15 protein-coding genes, 1 tRNA gene and 2 pseudogenes are annotated in these 17,723 nt (G+C 70.0%); 11 read left to right on the forward strand and 7 right to left on the reverse strand.

Annotated features, from left to right (window positions below):
• Positions 1-47 precede the first annotated feature (47 nt).
• Positions 48-827 (forward strand): phosphodiesterase, encoded by a 780-nt coding sequence (locus AC5RWQ_RS13260; RefSeq protein ID WP_494283028.1) that lies wholly within the window; start codon positions 48-50, stop codon positions 825-827.
• Between the two features lie 339 nt (positions 828-1,166).
• On the forward strand, positions 1,167-2,879 hold the full coding sequence (locus AC5RWQ_RS13265) for a bifunctional metallophosphatase/5'-nucleotidase (protein WP_494283029.1): 1,713 nt from the start codon (positions 1,167-1,169) through the stop codon (positions 2,877-2,879).
• Between the two features lie 232 nt (positions 2,880-3,111).
• On the opposite strand, the gene AC5RWQ_RS13270 is transcribed toward AC5RWQ_RS13265, so the two are convergent.
• Positions 3,112-4,383 carry an MFS transporter gene (locus tag AC5RWQ_RS13270; protein ID WP_494283030.1) on the reverse strand — a complete coding sequence of 424 codons (1,272 nt, stop codon included), beginning with the start codon at positions 4,381-4,383 and terminating at the stop codon, positions 3,112-3,114.
• 148 nt (positions 4,384-4,531) lie between these two features.
• Here AC5RWQ_RS13270 and AC5RWQ_RS13275 point away from each other — a divergent pair, with 148 nt between their 5' ends.
• Positions 4,532-5,002 carry a hypothetical protein gene (locus AC5RWQ_RS13275; RefSeq protein WP_494283031.1) on the forward strand — a complete coding sequence of 157 codons (471 nt, stop codon included), beginning with the start codon at positions 4,532-4,534 and terminating at the stop codon, positions 5,000-5,002.
• Between the two features lie 51 nt (positions 5,003-5,053).
• Here the strand turns inward: AC5RWQ_RS13275 and AC5RWQ_RS13280 are convergent, their stop codons facing one another.
• Positions 5,054-6,160 carry a calcium:cation antiporter gene (locus AC5RWQ_RS13280; RefSeq protein ID WP_494283032.1) on the reverse strand — a complete coding sequence of 369 codons (1,107 nt, stop codon included), beginning with the start codon at positions 6,158-6,160 and terminating at the stop codon, positions 5,054-5,056.
• Between the two features lie 204 nt (positions 6,161-6,364).
• On the opposite strand from AC5RWQ_RS13280, the gene AC5RWQ_RS13285 reads away from it, so the two are divergent.
• The 4 genes and pseudogenes from AC5RWQ_RS13285 to AC5RWQ_RS13300 all read left to right on the forward strand — a co-directional run bounded on the left by AC5RWQ_RS13285 (position 6,365) and on the right by AC5RWQ_RS13300 (position 9,130).
• Complete coding sequence (locus AC5RWQ_RS13285) at positions 6,365-6,775, forward strand: hypothetical protein (protein WP_494283033.1); 411 nt, start codon at positions 6,365-6,367, stop codon at positions 6,773-6,775.
• A 153-nt stretch (positions 6,776-6,928) separates the two neighbouring features.
• A pseudogene (locus AC5RWQ_RS13290) lies at positions 6,929-7,375 on the forward strand (SRPBCC family protein); the annotation flags it as partial.
• A 518-nt stretch (positions 7,376-7,893) separates the two neighbouring features.
• Positions 7,894-8,271 (forward strand): VOC family protein, encoded by a 378-nt coding sequence (locus AC5RWQ_RS13295; RefSeq protein ID WP_494283034.1) that lies wholly within the window; start codon positions 7,894-7,896, stop codon positions 8,269-8,271.
• Positions 8,272-8,446: 175 nt separating this feature from the next.
• The gene (locus AC5RWQ_RS13300; RefSeq protein ID WP_494283035.1) at positions 8,447-9,130 is read left to right on the forward strand and encodes a DUF1345 domain-containing protein; all 684 of its coding nucleotides are present in this window, start codon (positions 8,447-8,449) and stop codon (positions 9,128-9,130) included.
• A 112-nt stretch (positions 9,131-9,242) separates the two neighbouring features.
• On the opposite strand, the gene AC5RWQ_RS13305 is transcribed toward AC5RWQ_RS13300, so the two are convergent.
• Both AC5RWQ_RS13305 and AC5RWQ_RS13310 read right to left on the reverse strand, forming a co-directional pair.
• Positions 9,243-10,907 (reverse strand): DUF885 domain-containing protein, encoded by a 1,665-nt coding sequence (locus AC5RWQ_RS13305; RefSeq protein ID WP_494283036.1) that lies wholly within the window; start codon positions 10,905-10,907, stop codon positions 9,243-9,245.
• Between the two features lie 190 nt (positions 10,908-11,097).
• A complete protein-coding gene (locus AC5RWQ_RS13310; RefSeq protein WP_494283037.1) occupies positions 11,098-11,865 on the reverse strand; it encodes a class I SAM-dependent methyltransferase in 768 nt (255 codons plus the stop codon).
• 150 nt (positions 11,866-12,015) lie between these two features.
• Between AC5RWQ_RS13310 and AC5RWQ_RS13315 the strand changes: the two are divergent.
• Both AC5RWQ_RS13315 and AC5RWQ_RS13320 read left to right on the forward strand, forming a co-directional pair.
• Positions 12,016-12,343: pseudogene (locus tag AC5RWQ_RS13315) on the forward strand (mycothiol transferase); the annotation flags it as partial.
• A 325-nt stretch (positions 12,344-12,668) separates the two neighbouring features.
• Positions 12,669-12,899, forward strand: coding sequence for a tyrosine-type recombinase/integrase (locus tag AC5RWQ_RS13320; RefSeq protein WP_494283038.1), 231 nt, complete (start codon positions 12,669-12,671; stop codon positions 12,897-12,899).
• Between the two features lie 82 nt (positions 12,900-12,981).
• On the opposite strand, the gene AC5RWQ_RS13325 is transcribed toward AC5RWQ_RS13320, so the two are convergent.
• Positions 12,982-13,058: transfer RNA gene (locus AC5RWQ_RS13325), tRNA-Pro, on the reverse strand.
• Positions 13,059-13,122: 64 nt separating this feature from the next.
• Positions 13,123-14,016, reverse strand: a complete 894-nt coding sequence (locus AC5RWQ_RS13330; protein WP_494283039.1) for a metallophosphoesterase — start codon at positions 14,014-14,016, stop codon at positions 13,123-13,125.
• Positions 14,017-14,041: 25 nt separating this feature from the next.
• Here AC5RWQ_RS13330 and AC5RWQ_RS13335 point away from each other — a divergent pair, with 25 nt between their 5' ends.
• Positions 14,042-14,497, forward strand: coding sequence for a GatB/YqeY domain-containing protein (locus tag AC5RWQ_RS13335; protein WP_494283040.1), 456 nt, complete (start codon positions 14,042-14,044; stop codon positions 14,495-14,497).
• 67 nt (positions 14,498-14,564) lie between these two features.
• Here AC5RWQ_RS13335 and AC5RWQ_RS13340 read toward each other — a convergent pair whose 3' ends face one another.
• Positions 14,565-16,994 (reverse strand): penicillin-binding protein, encoded by a 2,430-nt coding sequence (locus AC5RWQ_RS13340; protein WP_494283041.1) that lies wholly within the window; start codon positions 16,992-16,994, stop codon positions 14,565-14,567.
• 405 nt (positions 16,995-17,399) lie between these two features.
• Between AC5RWQ_RS13340 and AC5RWQ_RS13345 the strand changes: the two genes are divergently transcribed.
• The gene (locus AC5RWQ_RS13345; RefSeq protein WP_334484207.1) at positions 17,400-17,723 is read left to right on the forward strand and encodes a WhiB family transcriptional regulator; all 324 of its coding nucleotides are present in this window, start codon (positions 17,400-17,402) and stop codon (positions 17,721-17,723) included.

The raw sequence follows: 17,723 nt of genomic DNA on the forward strand, positions 1-17,723 counted from the left end.
GCCCGGCGGGTTAGCGTGAGGGTCCCGGTCGCAGTGGAGGAGCCACCATGCTCGTCGCTCAGCTCAGTGACCCGCACCTGACCACCGGCGTGCTCGCCGCCGTGCCCGCCGCCGGCCTGCACCGGGCGCTCGGCAGGGTGCTGGCGCTGCATCCCCGCCCCGACTGCGTGGTGATCACCGGCGACCTGGTCGACCACGGCCGCCCCGACGAGTACGCCGCGCTGCGCGAGGTGATCGGCCGGTTCCCGCTGCCGGTGCACCTGGTGACCGGCAACCACGACGACCGGGAGTCGCTGCTCGACGCCTTCGGCGGCACGCCCTACCTGGGCGGGGGCTACTCCGCCTACTACCACGTCGACCATCCCGGCCTGACCGTCGTGGCGCTCGACTCGCTCATCCCCGGCGAGGGAGGTGGCCGGCTGGGCAACGAACAGCTGGGCTGGCTCGACGGGGTGCTCGCCGGCCGGCCCGACGTGCCGGCGCTGGTCTTCCTGCACCACCCACCGGTCGCTGTCGGCATCCCGGCCGCCGACGCCATCCGACTCGCCGACGACGACGCGCTCGCCGAGGTCGTCCGCCGGCACCCCCACGTGGTACGCATCGCCGCCGGCCACCTGCACCGCCCGGTCACCACCGGCTTCGCCGGCACGGTGCTCACCGTCGCGCCGAGCACCTGGCGGCAGGCGTCGCTCACCATGGCCGCCGACGACGAGATCGGCTGGGTGGACGAGCCGACCGCCTTCCTGCTGCACCGGGTCACCGACGACGGCTGTGCCACGCACACCGTGCAGGTCAGCCACGCCGCCGGGCAGACCTGCGGGTTCTGACCGGGGCTCCACCGTGGACCTGCTCTGGTACGTCGCGTACGGGTCGAACATGCACGCCGCCCGGCTCGGCTCGACGTGGCTGCGGCCGAGGGGCGGGCGGTTCAGCTACCCGTCATGTCGGAATCGTCCGAACGTCCGTCCGAGGCCACCTGACGTATCCGCAGGTCTGTTCGACTTCCCCAGTCGACCGGCGCGGCCGGAGATGAGAGGCTGTCCCCGACGGAGCGGCATCCCCGACCGCCGCCATCCGTGATCCACCCCCTGTCACGGCACGGATCAGGGTCGCCGGGCGAACCATCGCCCGCGCAGCGTCCAAGGCCGAACCTCACGAGGAGTTCCATGTCCGTCCCCGGGATGCGTCGGGCCGCTGTCGGCCTGACCGCACTCGCCGCGGCCGCGCTCAGCACGGTCGCCGTCAACCCGAGCCAGGCCGAGGCCGGTCCCCCGCCGGTCGAGGTCAAGCTGCTCGCCATCAACGACTTCCACGGCAACCTGGAGCCGCCCACCGGTTCCAGCGGCACCATCGCCGGCCAGCCCGCCGGTGGCGCCGAGTACCTGGCCACCCAGCTCGCCAAGCTGCGCGGGGCCACCGAGGAGGAGCAGGAGCGCACCATCACGGTCGCCGCCGGCGACCTGATCGGCGCCTCCCCGCTGCTCTCCGCCGCGTTCCACGACGAGCCGACCATCGAGTCGCTGAACATGGCCGGGCTCGACTTCGCCAGCGTCGGCAACCACGAGTTCGACGAGGGCGCCAACGAGCTGCTCCGCATCCAGAACGGTGGCTGCCACCCGGTCGACGGCTGCGCCGACGGCACCCCGTACGCGGGCGCCGGCTTCCAGTACCTCTCCGCCAACGCGTTCAAGACCGCGACCGGCCAGCCGCTGCTGCCGCCGTACGCGGTCAAGAAGGTCGACGGCGTCAAGGTCGGCTTCATCGGGATGACCCTCGAGGGCACCCCGGAGATCGTCAGCCAGGAGGGCGTCGCCGGCCTCACCTTCGCCGACGAGGCGGACACCGCCAACAAGTACGCCCGCATCCTGCGCGCCCAGGGCGTGCAGAGCATCGTCGTGCTGCTGCACGAGGGTGGCGTGCAGACCACCGGCACCGACATCAACGGCTGCGCCGGCTTCTCCGGCCCGATCGTCGACATCGCCAACCGGATGGACCCGTCGATCGACGCGATCGTCAGCGGCCACACCCACCAGGCGTACAACTGCGAGATCAACGGCAAGCTGGTCACCAGCGCCAGCTCCTTCGGCCGCCTGGTCACCGACATCGACCTGAAGATCGACCGGATGACCGGCGACGTGCTCACCGCCAAGGCGAACAACGTCGTGGTCACCCGTGACGTCGCCAAGGACGCGGCGCAGACCGAGCTGATCACCCGGTACAAGACCGCGCTCGGCCCGGTCGCCACCAAGGTCGTCGGTGAGACCACCGAGGTGCTCAACCGCAACCAGGAAACGCTCTTCGGTACGGCCAAGGGCGAGTCGCCGCTCGGCAACGTGATCGCGGACGCGCAGTTCGCCGCCACCGACAACGAGCAGGGTGCGCTCGGCGCGTTCATGAACCCCGGTGGTGTCCGCGCCGACCTCGACGCCGGCCCGGTCACCTACGAGGAGGCCTTCACCGTCCAGCCGTTCTCCAACAACCTGGTGACGCTGGACCTCACCGGTGCGCAGCTCTACTGCACGCTGGAGCAGCAGTTCGTCACCGGCCGCACGCTCTACCCGTCCTCGACGGTCCACTACACGGTCGACGTGAACGGGACCACCGGCACCACCGCCGACCCGTGCGCCGGCACCCGGGTGGTCCGGGGCAGCCTGACCCTGGGCGGCGTCGCGGTCACCGACGGCGGCACCTACCGGGTCACGGTGAACAACTTCCTCGCCGGCGGCGGGGACGGCTTCACCGTCCTCAAGGGCGGCACGAACCTGGTCACCGGCATGATCGACCTGGACGCCTTCGTGGCGTACCTGACCGCCAGCTCGCCGGTCTCCGCGCCGGCCCTGGACCGGATCCGCACCACCGCCGAGGTTCCCGTCGCCTGACGGCAGGACCCCCGCCCGTGACGGGCCCCGGAGCATCCGCTCCGGGGCCCGTTCCCGTTCCACGCCCCGCCACCGCCACCGGCAACGCCGGTCACGATCGCACTCGATCCTGGAAGTAGTGGTCTCCGAGACGAACCGATGCCACTACTTCCAGGATTCAGCACGATCTTGATGGATGGTCCCCGGTCGCGGTCGGGCGTGGACGGGGTCAGGCCACGCGTCGGACCGGCAGTCAGGCGTGGGCGGGTTCCGGGACGGGGGCCGGGGCGCGACCGTCCTGGGCGGCGGTCAGCAGCGGGCGCAGGGAAAGGGCGAGCAACGACGCGGCCAGGCAGCCACCCACCACGAAGGCCACCCACACCTTTCCGTCGGCCGCGCCGATCAGCGGCCCGGCGGTCACCGGACCGATCACCCCGCTGATTCCGAAGATCATCGAGCTCATCGCGTTGTACCGGCCGCGCAGCTCGTCGGTGGCGAGCGCGTTGGTCAGCGCCGGCATCACCGGCGACAGCATCGTCTCGCCGAACCCGAAGATCGCCGCGCAGAACACCACGCCAAGCGCCGGAACAAGCATGCCCCCGGTCTCGATCAGGCCGGCGGCACCGAGGACCAGCCAGGCCGTCGCGAAGACGCCGCCCACCGCGGCCAGGGCGCGGGTACGGCTGCGCCCCTCCATCCGGCGGATCACCAGCAACTGGGACAGCACGATCATCAGGGTGTTCCCGGCCAGCGCCCAGGCCACCACCCGCGGGGTCACCTCGGCCACCCGCACCGCGTACGCGGTGAAGCCCACCTCGATCTGGGCGTAGCCGCAGGTGGTGAGGACCAGGCCGAAGATCACCAAGCGGCGGAACGGACGGTCCCGGAGGACGGTGAGGTAGCCGCCGCTCGACTTCTCCGCGCCGGTCCTGGCCGCGGCGAGCCGATGCCCGACGTGCGGCAGGCTGAGCAGGATGAGCGCCGGCGTGAGGTAGCTGACCGCATCGAATAGGTAGATCAGCTGGAAGGAGGCCGGCCGGGCGGTGTCCACGATCGCACCAGAGATCAGCCCGCCGACACCGATGCCAAGGTTGAGCAGGGCGAAGTTCAGGCCGTACACCCGCTGGCGCTCGTCGTCCGCGGTGAGCGAGGCCAGGATGGTGTTCTGCCCGGACCAGATCGCCGAGCCGCCGATCGCGATCACCGTGGCCACCCCGAAAGCCGACGCGGTCGAGTCGACCAGGGCCAGCGCGCCGGTGCCGAGCGCCTCCACCAGCAGGGACGGCAGCACCACCCGGCGTGCGCCGAACCGGTCGATCAGGGTGCCGCCCAGCGGGGAGAGCGCCAGGGTGACCGCGCCGTACCAACCGATCACCAGGCCGGCGCGCGGGTCGGAGAGACCACGCACGTCGGTCAGGTAGATGAAGAGGAACGGCAGGGTGAGGCCGCGGCCGACCGCCGAGAGCAGGGTGCCGAGCAGGATCCGCCGGGCTTCCGGACGACGAGGGAGAGCACGACGCAGCATGCCGCGATTCTGGTCGCCCGGTGTGACAGGCCGCGAGCCGTTTACCGGCGCGCTCGCGGGCGGCGGGCCGGCCGGGTGACCAAGGGCACGTCCGGGCCGGCCGCCCCGGGCCCGCACCGGTGTCGGAGTGCTCTGCCATGCTGGCCGGGTGACCGTGACCTGGCGACACCTGCCCGCGCCGGCCCGGGAGATCGCCGTGGCCGCCACCGATGCCGTGGCCGCCGTCCGGGCGCGCGACGTCGAGGCGTACGAGGCGGCGACCGTCCGCCTCGCCGGGGCCGAACGCTCCGGGCTGGTCCTCGGTGCCGTGGTGCGGCTGCTGCTGGAGCAGACCCACGCCGACGGGCTCGACGGTGACGACGTCCGGCAGGTGCTGGAGCACTGCGTCCGGTCGACGGCGGACTGGCGGCCGGACGTCGACCCGCACGTGGTGCTGGTGCTGCTCGCCGGCGCCCTCGGCGTCTACCACCCGGGCGAGGACGACTCCCCGCCCGACCCGGCGGCGATCGCCCGGCACGCCCCGCTGCTCGTCGCCGACCTGCTCCCCGCGGGCCGGCCGCTCGAGGGCTTCCTCACGGCGGCCTTCACCGAGATCGAGCGCACCGAGCGGCACGACTGAGCTGCGGGCGGCGGGCCGCTACCCCTGACCAGGGGTGGTCGGCCGTCGCCGTCACGGGCTGGCGGCGAGGAAGACGAAGGCGGCGAGCAGCACCAGGTGCACTCCGCCCTGCAGGACGGTGGCCCGCCCCGGCACGACGGTGAGCACCCCGGTGACCGCGGTCAGCGCGAGCAGGGTGAGCTGGGTGCCGCCGAGGCCGAGCAGCAGCGGGCCGTCGAGCCAGATCGAGGCGAGCGCGATCGCCGGGATGGTCAGGCCGATGCTGGCCATGGCGGAGCCGAGGGCGAGGTTGAGGCTGATCTGCACCTGGTCCCGGCGGGCGGCGCGGGCGGCCGCGAGGGTCTCCGGGAGCAGCACGAGCAGCGCGATGACCACACCGACGAAGGACTGCGGCAGGCCGGCCGCGGCGACCCCGGACTCGATGGCGGGGGAGACCCCCTTGGCCAGGCCGACCACGGCGACCAGCGAGACGACGAGCAGGCCGAGGCTGATCAGGGCGGTACGTGTCGACGGGGGATCGGCGTGCCCGTCGCCGTCGGCGTCCAGCACCCTGCCGTCGCTGCTGACCGGGAGGAAGTAGTCCCGGTGCCGCCCGGTCTGCACCAGCACGAAGAGTCCGTAGAGGGCCAACGAGGCGACGGCGGCGAAGATCAGCTGGTCGGGGGAGAACTCGGGGCCGGGACGGCTGGTGGTGAAGGTCGGCACCACCAGGCTCAGCGTGGCGAGGGTGGCCACCGTCGCCAGTGCGCCGCCGGTGCCCTCCGGATTGAACACCGCCACTCGGCGCCGGAGCGCGCCGAGCAGCAGGGAGAGTCCGAGGATGCCGTTGCAGGTGATCATGACGGCAGCGAAGACGGTGTCCCGGGCCAGCGCCTGAGTCTTCTCCCCACCGCTGATCATCAGGGTGACGATCAGCGCCACCTCGATCACCGTGACGGCCACCGCGAGCACCAGCGACCCGTACGGCTCACCCACCTTGTGGGCGACCACCTCGGCGTGGTGGACGGCCGCGAGGACCGCGCCGGCCAGGAAGCTCGCCACCACGGCCACCACGACGCCGGGCAGGTCCCGCCCCCAGGTGAGGATCAGCAACACAACCGCGAGCAGGGGTACGACGAAGGTCCAGTCGGTCAGGCGGGAGCGGATCAACGCGGTCATCCGACAACTCTGCCAGCAAAGACCCGCCACCGCCCTTCGTACCTGACCGGTGACGCGGCGTGGTCGTCGGTGGCACGCGTCCGCGTCGGCGGTCGGCGGGGGCCGATCGGTCGATCCCTCCGGTACGTTCGCGGCTCAGCTTCATCGAGCGGGGTCGCTGTACGCTGACGCGGCACTGTCGAATCGGCATGCCACGGGGGCGCAATGATGATCAGACATGGGCTGGCGCGGCTGGCGGTCGTACCACTGCTGGCGGGTGCCGGCCTGGTCGGGCCGGCGGCGCCCGCGCCGGCGGCGCCGCAGGCCACGGCGTCCGGCAGCGTGCTGGTGTTCTACGTGGACCCGACCGGCAACGACACGACGCCTCGGCCGACCGCGCTGGTGGCGAACGTGACCGCCACGCAACCGACCAGGGCGGGCGCGCTGGCCTTCCGGCCGAGCGACACCGACCAGGCGGGCACGTCGAACGTCAACTTCGCGGTCGGTGAGACGGCCGCGAACATGGTCATCGTCGGTGTCGGCCCGGACGGCCAGGCCGTCGTCTTCAACGACAGCCTCGGCTACACCCACATGATCGTCGACCAGGCCGGACACTTCATCGCCGCGGCGTCCTGACCCGCGTACCCCTCGGAGCCAGCGGCGCCCGCTACCAGCGGGCGGACGCCGGCTCCGGCCATTTCGGTTGAGTCGCCGATCCGGGGGTACCGATTCTGTCGAGATGGACGGATCCCTCCCCAGGGAGGTTCGACCGGAACGAGGAGGATTGTTATGACCACCAAGGTTGAGAAGTCGATCGAAGTCGACGTCCCGGTCAGCACCGCCTACAACCAGTGGACGCAGTTCGAGGAGTTCCCCCGCTTCATGGGCGGGGTCCAGGAGGTTCGCCAGCTCGACGACCGGCGGATGCACTGGGTCGCCCAGATCGCCGGGGTCAAGCGCGAGTGGGACGCCAGCGTGCTGGAGCAGGTGCCGGACGAGAAGGTGGCCTGGGCGGCCACCGAGGGCGCCACGAACGCCGGCGCCGTCTACTTCCAGCCGATCGGCACCGACCGCACGATGGTCCGGCTGCACCTGGAGTACGAGCCGGAGGGGCTGGTCGAGAAGGCCGGCGACAAGCTGAACATCGTCGAGAAGCAGGCCGAGTCGGACCTGGAGAAGTTCAAGAGCTTCATCGAGTCCCGGGGTGCCGAGAGCGGCGCCTGGCGCGGTTCCGTCGGTGAGGGGCGCGGCGTCGGCACGCCGGGCGTGGCGCACGCCGCCGCGTCCAAGGGCGACAGTGGCAAGGCGGGCGTCTCCGGCGCCGCGGTCGCGACCGGTGCCGCCGTCGCGGGCGCCGCTGCCGCCGCCGCTGCTGCTGCCGCCAAGCACCGCTCCGGCGATGACGACCGTACGCTCGGCACCACCACGGAGACGGACTACGTGGTGACCGAGGTGGAGGTGGTACCCGAGACCGGGACCACGTCGTACCCGGGTGGCCCGGTGAGCGAGCCGAACCGCCCCATCTGACGTACCTCTGTCACCGGGCCCGGCGTTCCGACCATCCGGTCGGGCGCCGGGCCCGACTCCGCGCCCCGGCGCTTCGAGACGCATGGAGGAGGCCCTCACGGTCCGCGGCGGCGGGGCGCATCGCAGATGAATGCAGGCGTCAGGACCTGTCCGATTCGTCGGACGTCGTTCGTCATCTTCGAAAATGGTTGACTCGATGCCGCCGCCATGACTGTGAAGGAGACGACATGTCCGACTCGATCCAGCTCAGTTCGGTCACGCTCGACAGCCCCGACGCCGGCCGCCTGGCGGCTTTCTACGCCGACATCACCGGCGGGACAGTGACGAATCTGGGCGAGCACTGGGCCACGGTCCAGGGCCCGGGTGGCCGAATGGATTTCCAGACCGTGCCTGGCTACACACCGCCCACCTGGCCCGACCCGACCTCGTCGATCATGATGCACCTCGACTTCTACGTGGAGGACCGGGCGGCCGCCGAAGCGCGCGTGCTGGCGGCAGGAGCAACCAAGTACGAGTTCCAGCCCAACAGCGGACAGTGTTTCGTGTACGCCGATCCGGCCGGTCACCCCTTCTGCCTGACCACCTGGGAAGACATGAAGCCATGAACTGACCAAGCCACGGACTGCTCAGGTGTTACCGGCTCGCATGCAGTCGAGTCGCACGGCTCGACGGGCGCAGAGGCATGCCGATTGCTAGATCAGTGGGCCAGCCAGGTGACCAACGGGCTCGTTGTGCGCGGCTATGAGCACACCATGCGATGCGGCGGGAGACACTCGGACGATGACCGGCATGCCCCCGGAGACGATGTATCACCGAGCGCTGGGCTGGCACGCCCCTGCCCTGCGGCGAGCCGTCATCGTCGCCTCCATCGGGCTCATCGTCGCTCTGGTGCTCCTGCCGATCATGACGTGGGAGTTGGCCGCGGTCGGGGGCTGGGACGCCGCCGCCCTCGCCTTCCTCCTCACCATCTGGCCGATCATTGTCCGAGCGGACAGCTCCCACACCGAGCTACTCGCCACACGTGAGGACGAGACGCGGGGATCCGCCGCAGTGCTGCTGGTAGGGGCCGGCGTCACCAGCCTGCTGGGCGTCGGCTTTGCTCTCAGCACTGCCGGACGGCATGGCGGCTCAACGCGGGTGCTGCTCATCGGCGTCGCAATACTGACCGTCCTGCTGTCGTGGACCGTTGTCAACACGGTCTTCACCCTGCGCTACGCCGACCTGCAATTCCGATCAACGACCGGGGGGATCGGCTTCGGCGGCCAGTCCGTGCAGGGGCGGCCCACCTACCGCGACTTGGCCTACGTCGCCTTTACGATCGGCATGACTTACCAGGTATCGGACACGGCCATCAGCGATCCTCGGATCCGGGGCACCGTGCTGACCCATGCCGTCCTGTCATACGTGTTCGGCGTGGTGATCGTGGCAGGTTCCGTCAACCTCATCGCCGGACTGGTCCGCTGACCGTTACGGACCTACCGACCTTTGGTGGCACGCACGGAGCCGATGTATCACGGTCTTACACGCTGATAGGTCCGGCCCTGGTTCAGACTGTTCGGATGTCAAGGATGTACAGCTACAAGTGCGGTCCCCGGCTTGTTTCACCGCGGTGCACGAGTGGCGCGCGGTCACCCTCGAGAGCGGCCGTCAACTGATCCAACCCCAGCGAACCCAGCTGCAGCGCCCGACGGTGGAATGCGCGCCGGTCGCTGGGAAAGGACGAGCGGCCTGCCAGCCACATGCGCTCACCCACCTTGTAGGCCAGCGCCTGCCGTGGCCGGCCCAGGTAACGCGCGAGCTCGGCGGACGCGTACGGCCCCTGATGACAGCGGTCCCGCAATAGCTTCAACGCCGCGTCCGGCGTCCACAATGCTCCGTCGCCAGACGGCATCGGCAGCCGCAGGTGCAGGCCAATGTCGAGCACGACCCGTGCCGCCCGCAGCAGCTGCATGAATAGATACCCCAGTCGCGCACCCGGCTGTTCATAGAGCCCGAGCTCGTCCATGAACCGCTCGGCGTACAAGGCCCAGCCCTCCTGGCTGCCGGAGAGCCCGCCGAGCAGGTTCAGTCGCTGCCCGAGGCCTCCCCGGCAGACCTCGTAGCCGAGGTGGAGGTGGTGGCCGGGAACGCCCTCGTGGTAGGCGGTGCTGTAGGCGTACCAGGTGGGGAAGCTCGCTTCGTCCTCGGGGAGGAACCACCAGACCCGGCCCGGCCGCGTCAGGTCCCGCGACGGCCCGGTGTAGCCGGTGCCGGACGACGCGGTCAACCGCGACTCGATGCGCCGCAGCGGCGCGGGGATGTCGAAGTACACGCCGTGCAGCTGCTCGGTGGCGGCCTCCAACAGCTCCTGCAGCCACGCCCCGAACGCCTCCCTGCTGCGCAGCGTGCCGGGCGCGTCGGGGCTGTCGAGCCAGGCGAGCACCTCGGGCACACTCCCACCCATGGCCTTCGCTTCCGCGACCAGCTCCGCCTCGATCGCGCTGAACTCGTCCCAGCCCCAGTCGTACAGCTCGCGCAGGTGGGGCTGGGTCGCGAGGAAGGTGCGCACCCACAGTGCGTACCGCTGCTGCCCGAACGCTTCTTCGTCACCGGCCCGCGGTGCTAGGTCCGAGGTCAGGATCTCGGCCAGTTTCTGGTACGCCTGTCGCGCGCCCGTCGCTGCGGCCTGCAACGTCGCCTGCTGACGCCCCTCGCCGTAGCGATCCACCAGGGCGACGTCGTCGTCGATCCAGTTGCGGCAGCGCTGCGTCACGAGCTCCACCTGGCGCCGCGCCGGCAAATTGCCGCGCTCGGCGGCGAGTAGAAGGCTACGGGCATACCCGTCCAGGGCCGCTGGGATCGCGGCCAGGCGCGCGCCGACACGAGCCCAGCCCTCCTCGTAGGCCGCGGCCTCGGCGCCGCGGCTGGGAACCGCGGCCTCGACGGCTTGGCGGATGAGCTGGAGCGGACCGGTGGCCGCCGCGTGCAGTTCGCGCAGGTCCTCCCCGGCGTCATGGAAGGCGATACGCGCATGCAGCCGTTCGGCGAGGTGGGCGTGCAGCGGGGTCGCGGCCGGCAGTGCATCACCCAAGATCTCGAGTTCGCGCAGGGCGCGGGCCGCGAGATCGGCGCGGGCCTGGTGGCCCTCCGGGCTGTAGTCGGTCAGCCCGTCGACGTCCTGCTCGCCGGCCTCGACGAGCGCTGTGCAGGGGTCGAGACCGGCCACGTCGCACAGGAGTCGATCCGCGAAGTCCTCGATCACGGAGGCAAGGCTAGGGCTTTGTCCTACCTGCCGTGGTGCGAGCCTGCATCGATCGCGGTGAGCGGCTCAAGACCATCTGACAACTCCCGCTCATCGTCACGAGCGCACGTATCGCAGCGCCACATCTTGCACGATCCCGAAGGCGTCCGCGGAACCCGCACGGTCCACGACGGGTGCGCGCATCGCGGCACTACTGCTCGCAACGGCGACGCGCGAGATGAACGATGATGTCGGCGGCAATCTCGACCGTCTCAGGCAGGACCTGCATGATCCGGCTATATACCTGGTCCTGCTCAGAGATCGGCAATTCGAGATAGGCCGAGATGGTCGAGAGGTGGCCAACGTAGTCGCGAGCGCTCATCGTCAAGCGCCGCTCGATCACGGACTGCCGGACATCGGCGAACCACTCAGACCGTTGGAGCTCCGTACCCGGCCACTGCATGTCATGTCCCGGCGGCGTCCCATCTGGAGACGGAACCTCGTCGCTCTCCAAGAACGGTGCCCGGGCCGCGCGAACAGCCTCCTCCACAGCCGGGTCAGCTAGCTGGACGGGTCCACCGCACGAGGCAAACACGCCATCCGGCTCCAGCAGCGCTGCCATGCGCGACCACCGCCCCTCCGCTCTCGTCCAATGCAGCGCCGCTGCCGCGTAAACCAGCCCATAGCTTTCGCCCGGTCGGAGGTCCTCGAACGCGGCTTGTACAGTCTTGACGTTTGCAGGTACGTGCTTACGCAGCTCGGCGAGCATGGCCCCGTCAGGATCGGTCGCGGTGACCATGACCCCCCGTTGAGCGAACAGACGGGTTGCTTTGCCTGTCCCAGCGCCAATCTCGAGGGCAGTTTGGACCGGTTGACCCGCGTACGCCATCACCATGTCGAAAAGCTCCACGGGATACCCCGGCCGGAACCGTTCGTATGCTTCCGCCACCGCTCCGAAGCTCAGTGCGCGACCAGACATGCCGAGCATCCTGACACGGCCTGCGCCGCCAATGCTCGGTATTCTCGCGTGACCCGGCCGCCCGATCATGGGCAGCGGAACCTTGAAGCAACGACGATCGCGCCCGAGTCGAGTGATCGCCTGGCGTGAGAATCGTCCTCGCCCTGGCGTCGGCGGGTGTGGGAGCACTCGGACGCGACGATCGGCGCCCTCACCATCGACTCGCCTGGCTATGTGCCCTGGTGGCCACGTCCCGACGTGAAGCTGTTCAACATCCTGGTCCACATGCTCACCGAGACCAGCCGGCAACGCCGGACACGCCGACATCCTGCGCGAACAGCTCGACGGCTCCACCGGGGCAGCAGCCGAACACGACAAGGCGTTCTGGGAGGCGCGGCGCGCGACGATCGAGCGGGCCGCCAAAGCAGCCGCACCAGGCACGGTCACGCTGATGGGACACGAGCAGAACCCTGGACCGCTGAACGCACTCGACGCGTGACCGGGATCGCAGGCCGCTGGCGTCGTTCGCTGCCTCGGCCGCCGAGTTGTGCCGCTGCCGCCGTTCGTGGTCAAGCTCCTGCGGGCGCACCGCCGGCTCGTGCCGCCCGGCCCGGCGGGGGAGGTGTTCACCAACGAGGCCGGCGGCCGCTGCGTCGCACGGTCTTCCGGGCTTGGATCTGGCGGCCGGCGCTCGTGCGGGCGGGTCAGCTCGGCAAGGTCGTCAAGGTCGGGCCCAGGGTGTGGCGGGCGACCTGGCGCGACCGGGACGGCAACGAGGTGATCGAGGAGTTTCCGAACCGCCGGGGCGGGCTCGCGTCTCGCGCATGGCCCAGGGTGGGCTTCGGTTCCATGATGTGCGGCACTCGTACGCGACCTGGCTGGTGTCGGACGGCGTACCGATCAACGACGTGGCCCGGGTCATGGGGCATGAGCAGATCTCGACCACGCTGGACCGGTACACGCACGCCTTCGAGGCCGGCGCGGAGAAGGTCAGGGACTCGTTTGCTGACTTTCCGCTGACTTTCGAGGCTGACGAGGACGAAAGCGGCGACTAGCCGACGACCAGAGCCGATGGGGAAGGTCACAAGGACATGGAAAAGGGCCAGGTGAGAGTCTGTCTCACCTGGCCCTTGCCTCTGGTCGGGGTGGCCGGATTCGAACCGACGACCTCTTCGTCCCGAACGAAGCGCGCTACCAAGCTGCGCCACACCCCGAGGCGTGCCGACAAATAGTAGCCCACCCGCTCCGATGGTCAAACTCGGTACCCCCCGGGGCGGGTCAGCGCGGGATGAGGGTCAGCACGCTCGCCTCCGGTGGGCAGGCGAACCGCACCGGCGCGGTGGGGTGGGTGCCCAGTCCGGCGGAGACGTGCAGCCAGGCGTCCGAGCCGGGCCAGCGGTGCAGCCCACGCGCCATGGAGCGGGGCAGCCCGCAGTTGGTCACCAGCGCGCCGTAGCCCGGCACGCAGACCTGGCCGCCGTGGGTGTGCCCGGCGAGCAGCAGGCCGAAGCCGTCCGCCGCCATCTGGTCGAGCACGGCCGGCTCGGGCGAGTGGGCGAGCGCGACCGCCAGGTCCGCCGAGGCGGAGACCGGGCCGGCCACCGAGGGGTAGTCGTCCCGCTCGACGTGCGGGTCGTCGACGCCGACCAGCTCCACCAGCCGTCCGCCCGCCTTGATCGACGTACGGGCGTTGTTCAGGTCGACCCAGCCGGCCCCGGTGAAGACGTCCCGCAGCTCGCCGTAGGGCAGCTCGGCGCCCTCGGTGTACTCCCGGTCGGGCAGGAAGTAGGTGAACGGGTTCTTCCAGACCGGCCCGGTGTAGTCGTTCGAGCCGAAGACGAACGCACCCGGGTAGTCGAGCAGTGGTTGCAGGGCCCGCAACACGCCCGGCACCGCCCCGGGGTGCGCCATGTTGTCCCCGGTGACGACGACCAGGTCCGGGTCCAGAGCGGCCAGCGACGCCACCCACTGCTGCTTGCGTCGCTGCTCGGGCATCATGTGCAGGTCCGACAGGTGCAGCACCCGCAGCGGCTCGGCGTCGGCCGGCAGCACCGGCACGTCGTACCGGCGCAGGGTGAACATGTTGCGCTCGACGAGCGACGCGTACGCCAGCGTGGCGGCGCCCGCGGCGACGGTTCCGGCTCCGAGCCGGAATAGTGTGCGCTTTCGCATGTCGTTCAGGGTAGTTTGACCGTCCATGAGCACGCTGAAGGACCGTCTCACTGCCGACATGCGCGCCGCACTCAAGGCGCGCGACGAGCTGACCACCTCCACCTTGCGGATGGCCCTGGCCGCCGTGGGCACCGCCGAGGTCGCCGGGAAGGCCAAGCGCGAGCTCACCGACGACGAGGTGGTCGCCGTGCTGAGCAAGGAGGCGAAGAAGCGGCGGGAGGCCGCGACCGCCTTCGCCGACGCCGGCCGCGCGGAGCAGGCCGGCAAGGAGACCGCCGAGGGTGAGGTGCTGGAGCGCTACCTGCCGAAGCAGCTCTCCGACGCGGAACTGACCGAGCTGGTCTCGGGGGCGCTCGCCGCCGGCGGCTTCACCGGCAAGGCGCAGATGGGCCCGGCCATGAAGGCGGCCCAGGCCGCGGTGGCCGGCCAGGCCGAGGGGGGCCGGGTGGCCGCCGAGGTACGCCGACAGCTCGGAATCTGACCGCCGTACGCGAAACGGGCGGGCACCCCGCGAAGGGTGCCCGCCCGTTCTGCGTGCTTACGGTCGGTCAGCCGCGTGGCCGGCCGGGACGCGTCGGGGGCGGCGGGATGATGGTGCCCGGCTTGACGGTCGGCGTGCCCGGCAGAGGTGTGCCGCTGCCGCTGCTGACCTCGATGGTCACCACGCCGCCCTTGATGGTGCGGCCGTCCGGGCTGGTGCCGGCGACGGAGCCGGCCGCGCAGTTCGACGGCACCTTGTTGTCGGAGACGACCACCTCGAAGCCGGCGTCCTTGAGCCGGGACCGGGCGCTCTCCACCGACTGACAGGTCACGCCCGGGATGGACCGCTGGTCACCCTCGATGATCTTGCCGCTCGGCGGGGTGAACTCGATACGCTCCTTGCCCTTCATCGCGTCCCGCAGGGTCTCGTAGACCGCCGGGTTGATACCGTTCTTGACGTCGTGGCCCATCTTCTGGGTGGTCTGCGGCCAGTCCGGGTCGGCCATGATGCCGGCCACCGCGTACTGCTTGGTCATCGCGACCAGCGCGGAGGTCTTGTCCCCGTCGGTGGTGCCGGACTTGCCGGCGACCGGGGCGTCGACGATCTGCCGGACGTTGCGCGCGGTGGCGCCGTTGCACTTCGAGGTGGCCGACTTGTCGCCGACCGGGCAGCGGGCGGCGTCCACGGCGGCCCGAGCCACCTGGGTGGCGATCCGCTGCTCGCAGCGCGGGTTGGCGACGTCGAGCTTGTTGCCGTCCGGGTCCCGGATCTCCTGCACCGGGATCGGCTCGCAGTACTTGCCGTCCGCGGCGAGGGTCGCGTACGCGTTGGCAACCTCCAGCGGGGTGGTGGCCGAGACGCCCAGGGTGAACGCGCCCCACTGGTTGGCGTCGGCCGCGTACTCGGCATCCAGCCGGTCCCGGAAGGTGATGCCGAGCTTCTGCGCCGCCTTGACCACGTTCTCCGCGCCGACCTGCTGCTCGAGCGGCACGAAGTAGGTGTTCACCGACTTGCCGAAGGCGGTCCACATGTTCTGCACGCCGGTCATGCTCGGGTTCGCGTTCTTCGGGCAGTAGTAGAACGTGCCCGGGCAGGCGGCGTCAGAGTTGAACTCGATGCGGTAGTTCGACCTGAACACCGGCTGCGAGTTGATCGTGTAGCTGAGCGGGATGCCCTTCTCCAGCGCCGCCACCATGGTGAACATCTTGAACGTCGAGCCGGCCTGGTAGCCGGTGATGCCCTGACCGCCGGAGAGCAGCGGGTTCACCGTGTTCGGGTAGTTCGCCCGGATCTTGGCCTTGGCCTTGGCCGGGTTGCTGGAGAGCGGGTTCTGCGGCTTCTTCGGGTCGTCGATCTTGAAGTTCCGGTTCACCGAGAGCGCCCGGACCCGGCCGGTGCCCGGCTCGATCACGGCGACCATCCGGGCGGCCTTGCTGTTCACCCCGAGATTGCGGCGCACCGCGTTGTCCGCGCCGTTCTGCGCCTGCGCGTCGAGGCTGGTGACGATGGTGTAGCCACCGCTCTTCAGCCGGCGCTCCCGGTCGTAGGTGGTCGAGCCGAACGTCGGCTGGGACATCCACCAGCGGTAGAAGTAGTCACAGAAGAAGCCCCAGTTCTTCTGGTTGGTGGCGACGCAGCCGTTCGGGGTGCGCTTGTCCTTCACGACCAGCGGGGTGGCCTTGGTGGCGTCCGCCTCCTGCTGGCTGATGGCGCCGGTGTCGACCATGTTCTGCAGGACGTAGTTGCGCCGGTCCAGCGCGAGCGGCTTGCCGCTGCGGGTGGTCGGATCGTTGGTGGTCGGCGCCTTGACCATCCCGGCCAGCAGCGCCGCCTCCTCCAGCTTGAGCTTGCTGGGGGGCTTGCCGAAGTAGACCTGGCTGGCGGCGAAGATGCCGTACGCGCCGTTGCCGAAGGAGGCGATGTTCAGGTAGCGCTCCAGGATCTCTTCCTTGGAGAACTCCTTGTCGATCTGGAGGGCGTAGCGCATCTCGCGCAGCTTGCGGGCGCTGGTGTCCTCGGTCGCGGCGACCACGTCGGCCGGGTGGGTGGCCGAGTACGCGATGGCCAGCCGGACGTACTGCATGGTCAGCGTGGAAGCGCCCTGCTGGGAGGCGTTGGCCTGGTTGTTGACGAACGCCCGGGCGACGCCGTTGATGTCGACCCCGTTGTGCTTGTAGAAGTCATGGTCCTCGGCCGCGATGATGGCCTTCTGCATCAGCGGCGAGATGTCCTTGAGCTTCACGTCGCGACGGTTCTCGTCGTACATGGTCGCCAGCGGCGTCTTGCCGTCCGAGGCCAGCAGGTAGCTGATCTGCGGCGCGCGGGCCACGGTCAGCTCCTTGGGCAGGGCGCCGAAGGTCTCGGCACCGGCCTTGGCGGCCAGGCCGGACATCGCCACCGCGGGGAAGGCCGCCGCCGCGACGACCACGCCGGCCAACAGGCCACAGATCAGTAGCGATGCGGCGTTGGTGAAGACATTGTGGTCACGTTTCCGCATCCAGGTCACCTCGACAGGGTACGCGAGTAGGGAACGAGGGGCGCTGGGGCGTTCTTTCCCCATTTCCTGCGCGCGCCGACCTCGTTGTGCTAAACGCACGACCCCCGGTGCGTGGTTGCGTGTGACCTGACGCCGAGTCTCCTCCGAACGGGGGAGTACCGCGGCGTTTTCACGTACTCCGGCCGGGTAAGCGGCGCGCGAAGGCCCGGGAAGCCGGGAGTGTCCGGAATGATGGATTTAGCCGACAACGTTGCGTAATCAGGCGACTACAGAGCATGATGGTGGCGGCGACATGGCCACACGTCGTCCGTGCCTCCTTGGGGAAGGAACGGGCCGGACGACCGGGGGGATCGACTCGGCTGGTCGCACGAGGTCGGTAGGTACTGCAAGGGGGGACGTGTACACATGGGCATGATCACTGACTGGCCGTCACTGGCGGCGTGTCAGAACGGGGACCCGGACGCGTTGTTCGTACAGGGCGCCGAACAGAACGTGGCGAAGAGGATCTGCCGGAGCTGCCCAGTTCGGTACGAGTGCCTGGCCGACGCGCTCGACAACCGGATCGAGTTCGGGGTGTGGGGTGGCATGACCGAACGGGAACGGCGGGCGTTGCTGCGTCGTCACCCCCAGGTGACGAGCTGGCGCAAGATGTTCGAGGCCGCCATGAAGAAGAACGCCAAGGACAAGACCGGCAAGGACAAGGTCCTCGTCACCGCCTCCGCCGGCTGA

The sequence above is a fragment of the Micromonospora sp. BS32 genome (assembly GCF_059089345.1).